Source organism: Thermodesulfobacteriota bacterium, assembly GCA_040753795.1.
In the GTDB taxonomy this organism is placed as follows: domain Bacteria; phylum Desulfobacterota; class Desulfobacteria; order Desulfobacterales; family Desulfosudaceae; genus JBFMDX01.
On sequence record JBFMDX010000005.1, the window covers coordinates 175,252 to 191,912 of the forward strand.

The window sequence follows — 16,661 nt, forward strand, 5'->3', positions numbered from 1 at the left end:
CGCCTACACCGCCGCCATAAAAATGGTTTGACATTTCAAAACGGCTGACACAAAGTAAATAGTATCACCTATCACTTTACGAGAAAGCCATGAACATATTAGCCGACAACAAGTTGAAAATCGGTGAGCTGGCCAAAGCCAGCGGCCTGCCCCTTTCCACCATAAGGCACTATATTAACGAAGGGCTTCTGGGAAAACCCCAGAAGACCGCTCGAAACATGGCCTATTACGATCAGGAATCCATCCGTAAAGTGTCCTTCATCAAGCGCCTTCAGGACGAACTGCGATTGTCGATAAAAACCATTAAAAAAATATTTTTTACCGGCGATGATCTAACCATGGAGGATTATAAAATCCTCCTGGAGGTCAAATCCCGTCTGTCCGAGGATCACGACCTTCTTCCTGAGATTTACGACATTCCCCACGCCGAAGTCATGAAACATGTCCTCCTGACCGAAACGGAAATGGCGGCCATCGAAAAGCGGGGCGCCATTACGCCCGAATACAAAAAAGGGAAAAAATATTACGACGAGGTCGACTATCGCCTGATTAAAGCGCTCAGCGATTTCCGGGCCCTGGGATTTTCCGCCGACATGGGAATCAATGTCGAGGCGCTGGACGTCTACCTCCGTCTCATCCGCGAATTGACCAGGTCCGAACTGACCATTTTTGTCGATCGTATTGCCCGCAGCCGGTCAGCGGATGAAATAGCAGACCTGCTTAAAAAAGGGATCCCGGCCATTAACGAAGTCATCAGCGCCCTGCATCAGAAATTTATCCAGGATGAATTGAAGCGGCTGCGCGCGCTGGCCAGGAAAAAAACAAAATAGGGAGACGGCAATGACCAACATTCTTTTTACCACCACCTGGGGCCCTTACATCGAACAGTTTTTCAACACTTCTCCCACCGACATAATGAACCAGCGGTTCAGCCGCGGATGCGACATATTTACTCTCAGCGGTCATCTGCACATGAACTCCTTCCACCTCATCGCGCAGAACATCGATTCGCCGTCGGTTTTGCTGGAATTTCCGAAAAAAGAGGATTTCCTGACGGAGATTGAAAAAGGCTACGACTACATCGGCATCAGCTTCTTTCATAACCAGATGGACGACGCGGTGGAAATGTGCCGGGCCATCCGCCGGAAAGCCCCAAAGTCACGAATCGTTCTGGGCGGTTTCGGCGCCGCGGGTCTGGAGGCCACCTCGACACCGGAAAAAATCAAGGAATTTTGCGATCACCTCTGCCACGAGGAAGGTGTTTCCTACTTTCGGAAACTGCTCGGCGAACAAGTCGACCAGCCCATGTTCCACTCCCACCTCCCCAAATGGGGGACGACTTTACCGATGATCAGCCGGCGTTCAAAAGGCCAGACCCCCGTCATCGTCGGGTCGGTAGGATGCCCGAACAAGTGCGACTTCTGCGGTACGACGGAATATTTCCAGCACCGCCGCATCCAGTTGATGACCCCGGAACAGGTGCACCGGGAATTCAAGCGCCTCTATCGAGAAAACCCCTACATCCCACAGGTGACGCTGCTCGAGGAGGATTCCTTCGCGGATATGGAATACATGCGGGAACTGGGCAGGCTGCTGCGGGAAGACAGCGAATTCGGGCTGGCCTATTACAGTTTTTACTGCCTGGCCTCCATGCGGTCGATGAGCAAATGGTCTTTCGAGGACATGATGCTCACCGGCGCCAGCACCGTGTTTGTCGGTGTCGAGTCGAAATACGCCCAGGACCACGGCTATTGCAAGACCGCGGGATTGAGTTACCAAGAGATGTTCAAGGGGCTGCACAATGTCGGCATCACCACCAGCGGGGCGTGGATGGTGGGGTTTGACTTTCAGGACCGCCAGAACATAGAAGAAGATCTGCAGGATTTCATCGCCCTCGAGCCGACCACCCAGCAATTGACCCGGGTCTGCCCCTTCCCGGCCACCCCGATGTGGCGCGACATGAAAAGCCAGGGACGCATCAAGGAAAATGTCGACTGGAATTCGATCAGTTTTTTCGGCGGCGGCGGCATGGACCCGAAAAACTTCAACGAACATGAAGTGATGGGACTGATCGAACGGGGATACCGGGAGCTTTACCAGACCCACGGCGCCACTGTCGCCCGCTATCTTGACGTCAACCTGCGCGGTTATGCGTACTGCATGGAAAACAGGCACAGAAACGAGCACATCGGAGAACGCGGCCAATACCACAAACGCATGGCCTTCACCGTCTTCCCCCTGCTCAAGGCCATGGAGATTTACGCCCCCAACAACATTGTGCGGAAAAAGATGAAGGACCACCGACGAAACTATCTGCGCCTCATCGGCGAACCGACCACCTTCCAGAAATGGCAGGAAAAATGGCTCATCGGACTTTCCGGGCTCAACAAAGCTCTGGACGTTATCTCACCGCGCGAAAATCTGATCAGCGAAGAGTCCTTTAAAAAATACATCTACTCCAAACCCGCTCCCGGGTGGCCTGAGCGGCCCTATCGGGTTGAACGTCCCGGCGGAGAAAAATCGTATAAGCGGTTTCAGAAATCCCAGGGGCGACTCAGAAATATAATGGTAGGGCTCCAGGCTTTCACTCAATACCTGGACAAGAGAAAAGGCGTCGAGACGGAGAAGGAACTTCTGGAAGCTTCATTGAGCCTGATGTAAACTCCGGGCGGAGTCCATCCGGATTATTATTTCGGTTTGCCTCCGGTTGCTGGTTTTGAAATCGGCGGTTTTTTTACGGGAAGGCCGTCCTTGAATTCCCCCTCGTGTTTTGTGCCATCAGGGGAAGTCATCGTACCCTTCCCATGGGGGCGGTAATCCTTGAATTCTCCCTCGTATCTCGACCCGTTCGGATAAGTCACCGCCCCGCTGATCAGACGGCCCTCCATGAATTCTCCCGCGAATTCCGATCCGTCAGGGAGCGTCATCAACCCTTTCCCATCGGGACGGCCATCCGTCCATACCCCCTCGTATTTTCTGCCGGACGGAAATATAATCATCCCCTTCCCGCTGCGAAAATCGTCCCGGAACTCTCCCTCGTATTTTGCCCCATCCGGAGAAGTCATCGTCACTTTCCCTTCGGGTCGGCCATCCGTCCACTCCCCCTCGATTTTTCTTCCGTCCGGAAGGATCTTCGCTCCTTTGACCAGATGGCCTTTACTGAATTCTCCCTCAGATATCGATCCGTCCGGGAACGTCATCGACCCTTTAACAAGAGCGCCTTCGCTGAATTCTCCCTCGGATATTGATCCGTCCGGAAATGTGATTGCTCCGTTTACCAGAACGTCGTAGTTCCATTGTCCCTCGTATCGTTTCCCGTCCGGGAGCGTCAATGCCCCTTTCCCATGGTAAACGTCATCCTTTAATTCACCGGCGTATATCGTGCCGTCCGGTGAAGTCACCGTCCCCTCTACAATGGCACCATCCTCCCATTCTCCCTGGTATGTTGATCCGTCACGGAGCGTCAGGACCCCTTTGCCACTGTAAGCATCATCCTTTAATGCTCCCTCGTATTTGGTGCCGTCCGGAAACGTCACAGTCCCGGTGACGAAGGCATCGTTTCTGAACTCTCCAACATATACTGTCCCTTCCGGGAGCGTCATCACCCCTCTGCCTTCAGCATGGCCATCCTTGCATTCTCCCTCGTACGTCGCCCCGTTCGGAAGCGCCAGTTTCCCGTTTCCAGTAAAGTGGTCATCCTTTCGCTCTACCGCGTATTTTTGTCCGTCCGGGAGCGTCATCATCCCTTTTACCAGAACACCATCCCTGAATTCCCCTTCGTATTTCTGCCCACTGGGAAGAAGCATCACCCCTTTGCCTTCGGCACGGCCATCCTTGCATTCCCCCTCGTACTTGGCTCCGTCCGGGAGGGTCAGCAACCCTTTCGCCAGGACCCCGTCCTGCCATTCTCCTTCCTGTTTTTGTCCGTCCGGGAGGGTCATCGTGCCTTTCACAAAACTGCCGGCCTGAAAATCCCCCTCGTATTTTGTCCCGTCCGGAAGTGTCAGTGTCCCATTTATCAGGGTACCGTCTTTAAATTCTCCCGCGTACTTTTGCCCGTCCGGAAGGGTCATGACCCCGTTCCCTTCGGGACGGCCATGCTTGCAGTCCCCTTCGTATTGCGATCCGTCCGGGAGGGTCATCAACCCGTTCACGAAACGGCCGCCCTGGAAATTCCCCTCGAATTTTGTCCCGTCCGAAAGAGTGAGGGCCCCTTTCCCGTGGTAAGCGTAATCCTTGAATTGCCCCTCGTAAATGGCACCTTCCGGGGAAATCAGCGCCCCTTCGACAAAACTGCCGCCCTGGAAATTTCCCTCGAATCTTTTCCCGTCCGGGAGCGTCAGCACGCCTTTTCCCGCCGGGCGGCCATCCTTGCATTCCCCCTCGTATTTTTTGCCGTCCGGGAAGGTCAGCACCCCTTTTCCGGTGGGGCGACCGTTCTGGAATTCACCTTCATATGTTTTCCCGTCAGGCAGCCTCAACACCCCAATTCCCATGGGGCGTCCATCCCGGCATTCCCCTTCGTATTTTGATCCGTCCGGGGAAACCACCTGTCCTTTTACAAAACTGTCGGCCTTCCATTCCCCCTCGAATCTTTTCCCGTCCGGAAGAATCAGCGTCCCGTTCCCGTCGTAGGCATCATCCTTGAATTCTCCCTCGTATGTTGATCCGTCCGAGAATGTCTGTGTCCCCTGCCCATGTTTAACTTTTTTAAACAGGCTGACCTTCTTTATTTCACCCTCATATACATAACCATCTTTTTGCATTCTCCCGGGCTCCTTTCCATGTAATCCGTGACGACCTGTTTGACCCATTAATGTTACCACTATTTAAATTAAATTTCCATTCAGGACGGGAATCGGGTATGCAAAACCTTGACACACAAGTCCGGCCCTTGTTATGAACAATAAACAAGTTATGGTTGAAATCGACGATGAAAACCGCGATCATCTCGGATATTCATGGAAATCTTGAGGCGTTCACCAGCGTCCTGGCCGATATTCAAACGCAGCAGACCGACGGCATCGTTTCCCTGGGTGACAATATCGGTTACGGGGCGGATTCCGAAGAAGTCTTACAATTACTGATTGCCGGCCATATTCCCACCGTGCTGGGCAATCATGAGATGGCCGTTCTTGATGATACCGTTCTCGGCTGGCATAGAGGAGACGTCAGAAGGGCTATTGACATTGCCGCGGCAAGCCTTTCGGAACACTCCCTGAGATACTTGAGGGAATCCCGCACCAGCCTGTCGGATTCAGGGTGTCGCTTTGTTCATGGTTTTCCGCCGGATTCCTTCAGTCTCTACCTGCACCAGGCGGGTGATGACCAGTTGCGGCAGGCGTTTACGGAAATAAAGGATGATCTGTGTTTTGTGGGTCACACCCATAAGCTTAAGCTGCTGTATTACGAGAATGATCAGATCATGCTTCACCCCCTGGATAAAGGGCCCGTGCAAATCCGGCAAAACAGAAAATATTTAATCAACGTCGGCAGTGTCGGACAGCCCAGGGACGGTGACGTCCGGGCCCGGTATGTTATCTGGGATTCAGGAACCGGCCGGATAGAGGTCAGGGCGGTTGAATATGATGCCGCCGCCGCCGCCCGGAAAATAATCGCCGCCGGCATTCCTTCCAGGTTCGCCGCCCTGCTCCAGAGCAGGGGTTGAATCAGACGGAACAAACCGCTTTGACATGGAAACCGTCCAGAATATCGCCGGACGCGACAAACCCCATTTCCCCATCCATGAACCAGGCCGCCCTTTTTGATCGGGTATCCCCGCTCCAGATCCATTTCTGTACGGAAGACATGGCGGATTGGAAACAGAAGTCCTCTCCCGGCGGCGGGGGGTTCAACAGGGACAGGAGTTCATTGACGGTCGGCAGACGCCAGTTTTCATATCCGCCGAATTTCCGCCGGTTTAACGTGAATATGTAGGCGTGGGCCTGATCCCATGGCAACACGGACTCGGACCCGGCCTGCTGCCACGCCAGGTTCGTCGTGGCGTCAACCATCACACCGTCTGTTACGGCTCCAAAGCTGTTTTTAAGGTATTGCCGCGGTCGATGGTATTCATCGATTTGAAAAACCGATGCCGCGCGATTGGCCGGAACCCTTTCCGCCACGGATCGTAAAAGAACAGGACCGGATTCTTCCTTTGTTATCCGTCTGCCGGAATCGTCCGCAAGATTGCAGGCCGCCTGCTTCTGACGGCTGAAATCCCGGTAGCGGGTCCGGATCTCGTGACTCATTGATTCCGCGTCCTGAAACCGTTTATCCGGATCAGGGTGAATGGATTTTAAGATGAGCTCATCCCAGCCGTCATCCAACTCGGGGTTCAGGGCGCCCGGCCGTTTCAACGGTTGTTGGGGCAGTATTCCGGTCAGCATGCGATACAGCATCACCCCCATCGAATACAGATCCGCCCGGTGATCCGCTTTTTCCGGTGCCGCCACCTGCTCCGGCGCGGCATAATAGGGCGTGCCGATCATCACGTTTCCGGGGCCGGCCGGCCTTTCTCCCCGCCTTCTGGACAAGCCCAGATCCGTTATCTTGATAGCGTCCGCTTCGGTCAGCATCAGATTGAACGGTTTGATATCCCGGTGAACGATACCGGCCCGGTGAAGCCAGCCTAAGCCATCAAGCGTTTCCAGTATGTAACCGACGGCCTTTTCAACGCGCAGAACCCGCGACGGCCTGTCCGCCCAATAGGATTCGCCCATGATGAGGCCCAGGTTGCGGTAAAAGTATTCCATTACATAATAGACAAGCGTGTCATCCTGCTCCAGGCCCCAGACGCTTACCAGGCCGGGGTGGCGCAAATCCGACAGCATTTTGAATTCCTGAATAAACTGCTCGTAAATCCATTCCATTCCCATTTTATTGATCAGGTCCGGTCCCGGTTTTAATACTTTCAAGGCGGCAAACCGGTTTTCCCCGGGGAGGATAACCTTGTATACCTGTCCCATGGCCCCCTGCCCCAGACGCGACCTGATCGGATATTTACCGATGGATTTTATCTCTGTATTCATTTTTGAGATGGCCTCATATGCTCAAGCGCCCGATGATTCAGCCGCCTGCCGGATGGCTTCCAGAAGCCGGATCGTGAGCGCATGGAGCCTTGACGGCATACCGATCATCCTGGCGAACATCAGCAGGGGACCGCTGAAATGTTCGATGCTCGTCAGGTCCACGCCATTGCTCGTTTCCTTAAAATAAAATTCATGGACCGCGTGGATGCCCAGGCGGGAGCCCTGCCAGACCACTTTTTCCCCGGGACTGCAGTGCGTCACTTCCGGCGCGATGCGCAGGGGAAGAATCAGGGGGTTTAGCTCAAAGGAAATACAGGCGCCTTTGACCAGGGCGCTGCCCGTTTCAAACCGGCATTCCCGGCAGACCGGATTCCACTCTTTCCAGTGTTGAATGTCCGCGAACACGTCCCACACCCGTTGCAGAGGGGCGTTGATCTGAACAACGGCTTTGATGATCATGCCGGATCCTCAGGCAGAAAACAGGCCTGTCGGGAGAGCAGTTTCCCCGGGCCTCCGGCTTCTTCGGCCAGGGCGTTGCAGATGGCGGTTTCCATGGGGGTCAGATGAATGGGGATCAGGTCCCGGATGGTGTTTTCCCGGCAGACGGCCTTGTTTCTGAGCCCTTGGGCCAGGGGCAGGACCACGCCGGCGGGAACGGGGGTGATGAGGTGGACCCAGTAGGCGGAAAGCTTGATGGGCACCAGGGGCACCCCGATGATGGCGCGCGGAAGTTTCCTGACCCGGGCATACATCAGCATGAGATCCGCGTAGCTGAGGATCTGTTGACCGCCGATGTCAAAGGACCGGCCGGCGGTTTCCGGCGCTTCCAGACATCCGCAGAGATAGGCCAGGACATTGTCGATAGCGATGGGCTGGGACTGGGTGTAAACCCAGCGGGGGCAGAGGAGGACCGGCAGCCGTTCCACCAGATAGCGGATAATTTCAAAGGAGGCCCCGCCGGCCCCGATGATGACCGCGGCCCGCAGCACGGTGGTTTTCACCGTTCCGGCCTGAAGAATCCGGGCCACCTCATGGCGGCTGGCCAGATGATGGGACAATCGGTCCCCGGCATCCCCCAGGCCTCCCAGGTAAATAATCCGGGAAAGCCCGGCCCGTTCGGCGGCCTGCCTGAAATTGAGCGCGGCCCGGCGGTCTTTTTCCGCAAAGGCCAGGGTCTGGCGGATGCTCCGGCCGCCCATGGAATGCACCAGATAATAGGCGGCGTCCATGCCGTGAAGGGCCTGCGGCAGGGAGTCCGGGTCGAGAAGGTCGGCGTAAACGATTTCCGGTTCCCGCCGCAGCGGAATGTTCAGGTCCAGGGTTTCGCCGGCCCTGACCAGGCACCGGACCTGATATCCCCGCTCATCCAACTGGTAGAGCAGCCGCTTACCGATAAACCCGGTGGGGCCGGTGAGAAGAATTTTTTGATTCGCCATGGCGTTAATCCATTTCTTGCCGCCGGGGGCATTATATTTGTTTCTATTTAAATTCCGGCCAGATACCTGTATTCAGATTATCAACAACTCCGAAACGAATCAACTGGTTTGTCTTGTCTGCTGGTTCAGGCCGGGCACGACGAAAGCCCCTTCTTCCGGCGGGCGGAGTCCGGGGGGCTAACGTACGCTTCAAACATGAAGCCGACTTTTGTAGTATTCCGAGTCTTTTTCTGATAAATATTGAGCGATAGGCAATGAAAATCGAAGTGACCATATTCCACCTTAAGGAGAGCAGACAATATGAAGTCTGGAATATTTAAAAGCATCTGCTGTCTCGCGTTGACGACGTGGCTCTGCCTCCTGCCGGTGCTTCCGGTATCGGCCCAGGATCAATCCGCGCAACCGGTGGTGGTCGGCCGTATTTCCTATATAGCCGGGGAACTGCTGCGATATGTCCCGGAACAGAACGACTGGGTGGCCACGGTTGAGGACGCCCCTTTCGGCTTGAGCGACATTCTTTATTCCGGCGATAATACCCGGGCCGAATCCATATTTCCCAACGGCGCCTGGATACGCATGGGAGACGGTACCCAGGTCCAGCTCATCGCCGTCGGAGAAGAGTTTACCCGGGTCGACTTGGTTCAGGGCATGGCCCGTTTCTATAACCAGAGCGCCGATGGCGTGATCGAGGTTACGTCCGCCTTCGGCCGTGTCACCGCCCCCGGCCAGACGATTTTCGATTTTTACGCAGGCGATAAATCAGTGGAGGTAATCGCGCTGAAAGGAACCGTGACGTATACCCCGGTTTCCGGAACCGGCGGTTATGACGTCACCGCCAACGGCCCATCCATCATCGCCGACGGCAGCCAGGTCACTTCCGGGGACGGAAAAGCCGATGAAGACTGGGACGCTTTCAATTCCCAGCGGGACCGGGTATGGGCGGACCGGATCAGTCAGAGCGATACGTCCATGAGGTATCTGCCGCCGCGCCTGCATGAGGAGGCCTACGTCCTGGAGGAATATGGTCAATGGGATCGGGTCTATTATGAAGGCGCCTACCACCACTTCTGGCGGCCTGTTCGGGTCACCAGCGGGTGGGCGCCATTCACCCACGGCCACTGGACCGTCTGGTACGACGACAACTGCTGGATTCCCCATGAACCGTTCGGCTATATCACGCACCACTATGGCAGCTGGGTCCATCTCGGTCATCACTGGTACTGGGTACCGCCCAAGTCGGGCCGTCACATGGGTACCGGACCGGGCTTTGCCATGGAATACGCCTGGTATCCGGGCCGCGTGGCCTGGATTTACTCCGGGACAACCGTAGGCTGGATTCCGCTGACGCCTTTGGAACCTTATTACTGTCATCGGTACTGGGGGCCGCGGTGTAATGCCGGCGCTCACCGCTGGAGGTACTACACCGGCAGCCATGCTTATCGATACCGTCATCATGCCGTCATTATTAATCGCAACAGTTTTTACCGGACCGCTGATTACAGCAAACTGCGGCTCACCCAGGGCCCCGGCATTGACGAATTTAAAACAGCGCCGGTGCTGAACAACAGGGTCATTCCCAATTACAGCACCATTGCCAGTAAATATAATTTCACCAAAACCGTCGTGAATCAAAAACCGCATGAATCGGTGACACGAAAAATCCGGCCTGCGACTCAGGGCGTGCCGCCGTCCGTCCAGCAGATCGATAACAGCAAACGGCCAGGCACCATGCCGGCGATTAAAAAAACACCGGTGCCGGCGCCCCGGGTCACGGAACAGCCGGCGGCGACACCGGGACCCTCGCCGTCGCCCCGTCAGCCGCGCTGGGATCATAACAGGCAGATTCAGGCGCCTGCCGGTCAGAACCATTTACAACCGGGAGTGACTACACCGACGCCGCAACAGCCCCAATCCCTGCCGACATCTCCCCGGCATTACCGGAAGAAGGCGGAAACGCCGGCGCCGGCGCCGCGGATCACGGAACAGCCGGCGGTGACAACGGGCACCCCGCCGTCAAATCAACCGCCTCGGAACCGGAAAAATCAGATTCAAAAATCCAGCAGCCAGGGCAGCCCCCAACCGGGTGTGGATGCATCGATTCAACCACAGACCCAATCCCAGCCATCATCTCCCAAGCATTACCGGAAGACGTCTGAAACGCCGGCGACCACGCCACCGGTGGCGGAACAACCGGCGGTGACATCGGGCACGCCGCCGCAGCCGTCAAATCAACAACGCCGGAAACAAACGAAACCGGTTCAGGCACCTGCCGAACAAAAAATTATGCCGCCGGTTCAGACACCTGCCGGAAAGGCGATGTCACCGCCGGAGGCGCAGGTAACGACTCCACCCGACCCCCCACCCCAGACGAACACTTCCGGGCAGCAGCGGAAAAAAGGCAAGCATAAGCAGAATCAGCAGCCGCAGGTTCAGCCAAGCAGCGACCAGGGTCAGGTCCAGGACACGGAAGAAGAGGCACCGTAACCGGCAAGACAGCATAAAAGACAAAACCGGGCACTATTGTATGATGGGTATCTCTAAAAAATAAAAAACGCCCTTACAATGTCTGGTAGTTGATAATCTCCGTATACTCCCGGGTGTCCGGGTCTATAGTGATGAGCACGAACCAGTCGATGTCATCCTGATGATCGGGATAATCGGGGTAAATCCAGATGGCAATAAGCTCAAAGCGATCTTTACCCGGGTCGGAAACCCATTTGCTGAATTTGCCTTTGTCCGGTTCGCACCCTTCCGCATCGGGGTAACAGGAAACATCATACATCAGAATCTCCTCACCGCATTCCGAACAGGCGCACTTTACCTCCGGGTAATCGGACAGAAAAACCGTAAACAGATTATTGCCGCAATTGCAGATGATATGGGAGAAGGTGCTGTCCAGCCGGTAAGGGCTGTATTTACCATAGATGGTGATCGATTCCCTGACCGGCCTGGTTCTGCCGGTGTAGTGACTTGGAATTTTTTTCATCAACGTAAGCCGGTAGTATGGGGGTGTTTTTGAAAGGGCCAGGATTCAAGGGGTCAAGGCACGCGAACAATTAATCATTGTACCGCCCCGCAATCGGCGTAATCAATAACAGTCAAAATCTTTACAATAAACCGCTTTGAAAGGCAATCGGATAAATCCGCTAACCGCATCCTGTGGCCTCACATTTCATCATATTCGGCAAGACCGGCTCGCCGGGGGAAACAAAAAAACCGGTGCGGGCGGGACATCCGAGAAAATATTGACACACGAGGGCCTTCCTTGCTATGGGTGGACGACAGACATTAACGCAACTTCTTATCCTGACTGACCTTTTTAACAATAAGGGAAACTGGAATTAAAGAATCGTAAAGCCTGAACTCAATTCGCTGTGGACGGATGACGAGAAATACGGCGCCTGTTGCGGATGAGCCCGGCGCCGACTGAATAACCGCGAGAGGAGAAGTTTGCATGGATAACGAAACAGGCAACATCATGCTGGTTGATGATGAAGAGGATTTCTTGGAAATGCTGAGCCTGCGGCTCAGGGAAACAGGCGAAAATGTCGTGACGGCCTTGAGCGGTCGCGCCTGTCTGGAAATGTTGGGAAAGCAGGAGATCGACGTCATTGTTCTCGATATCAAAATGCCGGGCATGGACGGCCTTGAAACCCTGCGGGAGATAAAAAACCGGTATCCCCTGACGGAAGTGATCATGCTGACCGGTCACGGTACGATCCAGACGGCCGTTGAAGGCATGAAGAGAGGGGCTTTTGATTTTCTGCTCAAACCAGCGGATTTTGAGGAGTTGACCGCCAAGTTGAACCGTGCCAGGCAGCGGCGGCAGGAGCAACTGGAGCGGATTCGCAAAGCCGAGACCTCCGCCCTGCTGAGACAGAGCAAAATATGATGGCTGTCGGAAACGGTCCGGAATGAGCGGCGGCAAAAACACAAATGCAATCCACATCCTGCTGGTCGACGATGAAAAGGATTTCCGGGAAGTTTTGACCAAGCGACTGGGCCGCAGAGGCATAGGCGTCCGGGCGGCCGCAAATGGCGCGGAAGCCCTGCGCCTGATGGCGGAAAGTCGCGTCGACGTTATCGTCATGGACGTCAAAATGCCCGGAATGGACGGTATTGAAACCCTGCACGGTGTCAAAGCGGATTACCCCGAGACGGAGGTGATCCTGCTGACCGGCCACGCCAACACGAGGGACGGCGTCGACGGCATAAAAGCCGGCGCCTATGACTATCTCACCAAGCCCGTCGAACTGGAACACCTGATCCTCAAAATCACCCAGGCCCATGACAAGGTTCGCCGCGGTAACGCGGAAAAACAGGAAGCCGAATTCCGGGAACGCGTCAGGCAGCAGATGGTGGTGTCCGAGCGACTGGCGGCTCTGGGCACCATGGCCACCGGTGTGGCCCATGAAATCAACAATCCGCTGGCCATCATTCAGGAGGCGGCCGGATGGATGCGGCAGATCCTGGTCACGCCGGAGATGCGGGACATTCCCCGCAAGGGCGATTTTGAAAAAGCGCTGGACCGGATTCACAAGGGAGTGGATCGGGCCGGTCGGATCACCCGGCAACTGCTCCAGGCGGTCCGGACCCAGACCGCGGAGACGGTTGATCCGGCCAGCCTGATCGAAGTCAGCCTCAAGGCACTGGCGGAGGAGAGCATCGCGCTGGTTCAAACCGAGGCCGCCATGAAAAACATCGAGATTGTTCTCGAAAGCGTTCCGCCCCACCCCATCGCCTGGAGTGATCCCTATTCCCTGCTGCAGGTACTGCTCAATCTGCTGACCAATGCCATTCAAGCCACCGGCCGGGACGGCCGCATCACCATTCGGCTGAGTTCTTCTCTGGAAGAAGCCAGAATCATGCTTCAGGATACCGGCAGCGGCATATCCGAGGAAAATCTGACCCGGATTTTCGAACCGTTTTTCACCACCAAGGGTGTCGGGCAGGGAACCGGCATGGGACTCTATATCTCCTGGGGCATTATCTCCAAACTCGGCGGCCTGATTGACGTCGCCAGCCGGGATGGTCAGGGCGCCACCTTTACCATTACCCTGCCGGTAAAGAAATAGGCACCGGAACGCGAGTTGACAGGATGACGATTTGCGTGCATCATGCCGTCAGTAGCGTTGATTTTCTCGAATTATATCGATTTGAATTACATCTTCCCATGGAGACCTCCGGTGTCGACCCTTTGGCGGATAAGCGACCTGATCGATCTGGATTTTTTTCTGCGTCAGGCGCCGGAAGAGATGGACGGTGCCGGGAAGCCGGACACCGCTTCCGACCGGGACATTTTCCTGGGCTACGCCAAAGCCCACACGCCGCCTTTTAAACGCCGGGACCTGATCCGTTACTGGCTGGATGAAAAGCGGGCCGGCCTGCCGAAAGACCGGCCCCTGCCCGGTGAGATTTACCGGGAGACCATGGCCCTGATGCGGATCCTGGCGGCAGCCGCCGCCTTTGCCCTGGGCGCGGTCCTGGCCTGGTCGGTCCTGTCCTACAGCGGCGCCATGCCCATCAACATCTTCACCTGCCTCTGGATCCTGGTGGCGCCCCAGTTGCTGCTGCTGGGCCTGCTGGGAATATCGTCCCTGCTGTCCCGCCTGGGGGTAAAGGGCGGCTTCATGGGGTTGTACCCGGCCGCCGCCCTGCTCTTCCGGCGCCTGGCCATTCGGATTGGGAAGGCCGGGGACAATGTTCTGACGGCGGAAACCCGCCTGCGGTTCAGCGCCCTTTTCAATCTGGCCGATCTCCGCCGGACGATCTACGGCCCGGTCTTCTTCTGGCCCTTCTTCCTCCTGGCGCAACTGACCGGTATCTGGTTCAACCTGGGAATTCTGGCCGCCGTCGGTCTCAAGCTGGCCATCACCGATCTGGCCTTCGGCTGGCAGTCGACCCTCTTCGTCGATCCGGCAACGATCCATCGCCTGCTGGGCTTCTTTTCCCTGCCCTGGTCCTGGGCCGTGGCGTCCGCTCACCCGGCCCTGTCCCAGATCGAGGGCAGCCGGATGATTTTAAAGGAAGGCATGGTTCATCTGGCCACGCCGGACCTGGTTTCGTGGTGGCCGTTTCTGATCTATGCGATCCTGTGTTACGGGCTGATTCCCCGCGGGTTGCTGCTGGCCTGGGGCGTCCGGGAGCAGCGCCGGGCGCTCCTGTCCGTCAGTTTTTCCACCGGCCAGTGCGACCGTCTGATCCAGCGCCTTCAAACTCCCCGCCTGCGGACCGCGGGGGAGGAAATGCCGGAAGATCCGGTCGGCGAAAAACAAAACTTCTCCGCTAACCCGTCAAGCGCAGCCGACGGGCCCCTCACCGGTCCCATGGGTCCGGCCATTGCCCTTGTCCCCGGAGAGATCGACGCTTTCTTTACCGATCCGGCGCTGAAAGAAAGACTCTCCTCCCGGCTGGGGCTGAATCTGGCCGGCCGCCTGCCCCTGACCCAGGACACGGCCGTCGACAGCCAGTCTCTGCGTGATCTTCTTTCCCGGCAACCGCTGCCGCCCGACGATCTGCGTCTGGTGATCCTGACCGAAGCCTGGCAGCCTCCCCTGAAAGAGACCGTTTCCTGGCTGGCCGGATTGCGGCAGGCGGTCGGACCGGCAACAGGAATGATTATCGGCCTGGTGGGAAAACCCGGGTCCAACGGCCGATTTACCGGGCCGGCCCCAGTGGACCGTACGATCTGGGAACGGGCAACGGCCGGTCTGAACGATCCGTTTCTGCGGATCGAATCCCTGGGAGGCGGCCATGAATAGACCGGACATTCCCACCTTTGCCGTGCTGGGACACCCCAACGAAGGAAAATCATCGGTGGTTTCCACCCTGACCGAAGACGATAGCGTCCGCATCAGCCCGTTACCCGGCGAGACCCGCGTCTGCCGCCGCTATCCGGTGGTCATCGACGGCCGCGAACTGATCCGGTTCGTGGACACGCCCGGCTTCCAGCAACCCCGCAAAACCCTGGAATGGTTCTCCCGGCATGAGGGACCGGCCGACGCCATAACGGCCGACTTTATCGCCGGCCACCGCCATGACGCCGATTTCGCCCACGAAGTCGAACTTCTCTCCCCCCTGGCCGAGGGCGCCGGCGTCATCTTCGTGGCCGACGGTTCCCGGCCTCTGCGCCGGGTGGACGTCATGGAAATGGAAATCCTGCGCCTGGCCGGCCTGCCGCGCCTGGCCGTGATCAACACCAAGGAACGGGCCCGCGGCGAATTCATGGAGGAGTGGAAAAACGAAGCCCGGAAGCACTTCAACAGCGTGCGCGTGTTCGACGCCCACCGGGCCACCTACGCCGAGCGGATCGAACTGCTGGAAAGCCTCCGGCACATCGATCCGGAATGGCAGCCCGCCCTCAAGGAGGTCATCGACGCCTTCCGGCAGGACTGGCGGCGCCGCATCGATCACACCGTGTCCACCATCCTGGAACTGATGGTCACTTCGGCCCGGCACGCCGTCGACGCCGCCTGCGCCGACGAATCCGAAGTACCCCGGACCCGGAACCGCCTGGAGCATCAATACCGGGCCGATATCAACCGGCTGGAAAAGGAGGCGCACCAGTCCATCCGGCAACAGTTCAAGCACCATCTGTTTGACGTGGAACTACCGCCCCACTCCATTGTCAATGAAGACCTGTTCTCTAAAAAATCGTGGCGGGTTCTGGGCTTAAGCCAGTGGCAACTGGCCGCCGCCGGAGCGGCCGGCGGCGGGATCGTGGGCGCGAAAATCGACCTGGTCCTGGGCGGACACAGCCTGGGCGCCTTTGCCGCGCTGGGCGGCTTGCTGGGCGGCGGGTCGGCGGCCCTGGGCGCGAAGCAGGCCGTCACTTCCCGGGTCAGGGGGTTGCCTCTTGGCCGCGTACGGGTAGAGGTGGGACCCATTAAAAACGACCAGATGCTGTATATCCTGATGGACCGGGCCCTGATCTATTTTTCCCATGTCAGCGCCTGGGCCCACAGCCGGCGGGAGCCGCCCCGGCAGCCGGACGGAGAAAACGCGCCGGTTAAAGCCGGTATCACCGCCCGCTGGGACGCCTTCATCAAGAAACAGTTCGGTCACTATTTTGCCGCCGCCCGGAAAGGCGACTGGACCGCCCTTTCCGCGGCCCGGCCGACCGTGTCGGATATTTTATTCCGGACCCTCCAGGAAATTTCCAAGGGAGGGTTTGAACGATTACAGATAACCTGAA

General features: G+C 57.0%; 13 protein-coding genes. 8 read left to right on the forward strand and 5 right to left on the reverse strand.

The annotated features are described in order from the left end of the window. Positions 1-89: 89 nt before the first annotated feature. Together AB1724_08590 and AB1724_08595 are read left to right on the forward strand one after the other, a co-directional pair. Entirely contained in the window at positions 90-830 is a 741-nt protein-coding gene (locus tag AB1724_08590; GenBank protein MEW6077855.1) for a MerR family transcriptional regulator, read from the forward strand. A 10-nt stretch (positions 831-840) separates the two neighbouring features. After that, the gene (locus tag AB1724_08595) at positions 841-2,661 is read left to right on the forward strand and encodes a radical SAM protein (GenBank protein MEW6077856.1); all 1,821 of its coding nucleotides are present in this window, start codon (positions 841-843) and stop codon (positions 2,659-2,661) included. A gap of 26 nt (positions 2,662-2,687) precedes the next feature. On the opposite strand, the gene AB1724_08600 is transcribed toward AB1724_08595, so the two are convergent. Next, positions 2,688-4,766, reverse strand: coding sequence for a hypothetical protein (locus AB1724_08600; GenBank protein MEW6077857.1), 2,079 nt, complete (start codon positions 4,764-4,766; stop codon positions 2,688-2,690). A 167-nt stretch (positions 4,767-4,933) separates the two neighbouring features. On the opposite strand from AB1724_08600, the gene AB1724_08605 reads away from it, so the two are divergent. After that, complete coding sequence (locus AB1724_08605; protein ID MEW6077858.1) at positions 4,934-5,668, forward strand: metallophosphoesterase family protein; 735 nt, start codon at positions 4,934-4,936, stop codon at positions 5,666-5,668. A gap of 1 nt (position 5,669) precedes the next feature. Here AB1724_08605 and AB1724_08610 read toward each other — a convergent pair whose 3' ends face one another. From AB1724_08610 to AB1724_08620, 3 genes are read right to left on the reverse strand one after another with little or no spacing between them, the layout of a single operon-like run. Next, positions 5,670-7,031, reverse strand: a complete 1,362-nt coding sequence (locus AB1724_08610; protein MEW6077859.1) for a protein kinase — start codon at positions 7,029-7,031, stop codon at positions 5,670-5,672. 21 nt (positions 7,032-7,052) lie between these two features. Then, positions 7,053-7,490 carry an SRPBCC family protein gene (locus tag AB1724_08615; GenBank protein MEW6077860.1) on the reverse strand — a complete coding sequence of 146 codons (438 nt, stop codon included), beginning with the start codon at positions 7,488-7,490 and terminating at the stop codon, positions 7,053-7,055. Continuing rightward, on the reverse strand, positions 7,487-8,467 hold the full coding sequence (locus AB1724_08620) for an NAD(P)H-binding protein (protein ID MEW6077861.1): 981 nt from the start codon (positions 8,465-8,467) through the stop codon (positions 7,487-7,489). The genes AB1724_08615 and AB1724_08620 overlap by 4 nt, the downstream gene beginning before the upstream one ends. Positions 8,468-8,767: 300 nt before the next feature. On the opposite strand from AB1724_08620, the gene AB1724_08625 reads away from it, so the two are divergent. Further along, positions 8,768-10,951: a DUF6600 domain-containing protein gene (locus AB1724_08625; protein MEW6077862.1), complete on the forward strand. Its 2,184-nt coding sequence runs from the start codon at positions 8,768-8,770 to the stop codon at positions 10,949-10,951. A gap of 73 nt (positions 10,952-11,024) precedes the next feature. On the opposite strand, the gene AB1724_08630 is transcribed toward AB1724_08625, so the two are convergent. After that, complete coding sequence (locus tag AB1724_08630; protein MEW6077863.1) at positions 11,025-11,453, reverse strand: hypothetical protein; 429 nt, start codon at positions 11,451-11,453, stop codon at positions 11,025-11,027. Between the two features lie 468 nt (positions 11,454-11,921). On the opposite strand from AB1724_08630, the gene AB1724_08635 reads away from it, so the two are divergent. The 4 genes from AB1724_08635 to AB1724_08650 all read left to right on the forward strand — a co-directional run bounded on the left by AB1724_08635 (position 11,922) and on the right by AB1724_08650 (position 16,660). Continuing rightward, on the forward strand, positions 11,922-12,359 hold the full coding sequence (locus tag AB1724_08635; protein ID MEW6077864.1) for a response regulator: 438 nt from the start codon (positions 11,922-11,924) through the stop codon (positions 12,357-12,359). Positions 12,360-12,381: 22 nt separating this feature from the next. After that, positions 12,382-13,542 (forward strand): response regulator, encoded by a 1,161-nt coding sequence (locus tag AB1724_08640; GenBank protein MEW6077865.1) that lies wholly within the window; start codon positions 12,382-12,384, stop codon positions 13,540-13,542. A 111-nt stretch (positions 13,543-13,653) separates the two neighbouring features. Beyond that, complete coding sequence (locus AB1724_08645; protein MEW6077866.1) at positions 13,654-15,228, forward strand: DUF2868 domain-containing protein; 1,575 nt, start codon at positions 13,654-13,656, stop codon at positions 15,226-15,228. After that, a complete protein-coding gene (locus AB1724_08650; protein MEW6077867.1) occupies positions 15,221-16,660 on the forward strand; it encodes a GTPase/DUF3482 domain-containing protein in 1,440 nt (479 codons plus the stop codon). The genes AB1724_08645 and AB1724_08650 overlap by 8 nt, the downstream gene beginning before the upstream one ends. Position 16,661 lies beyond the last annotated feature (1 nt).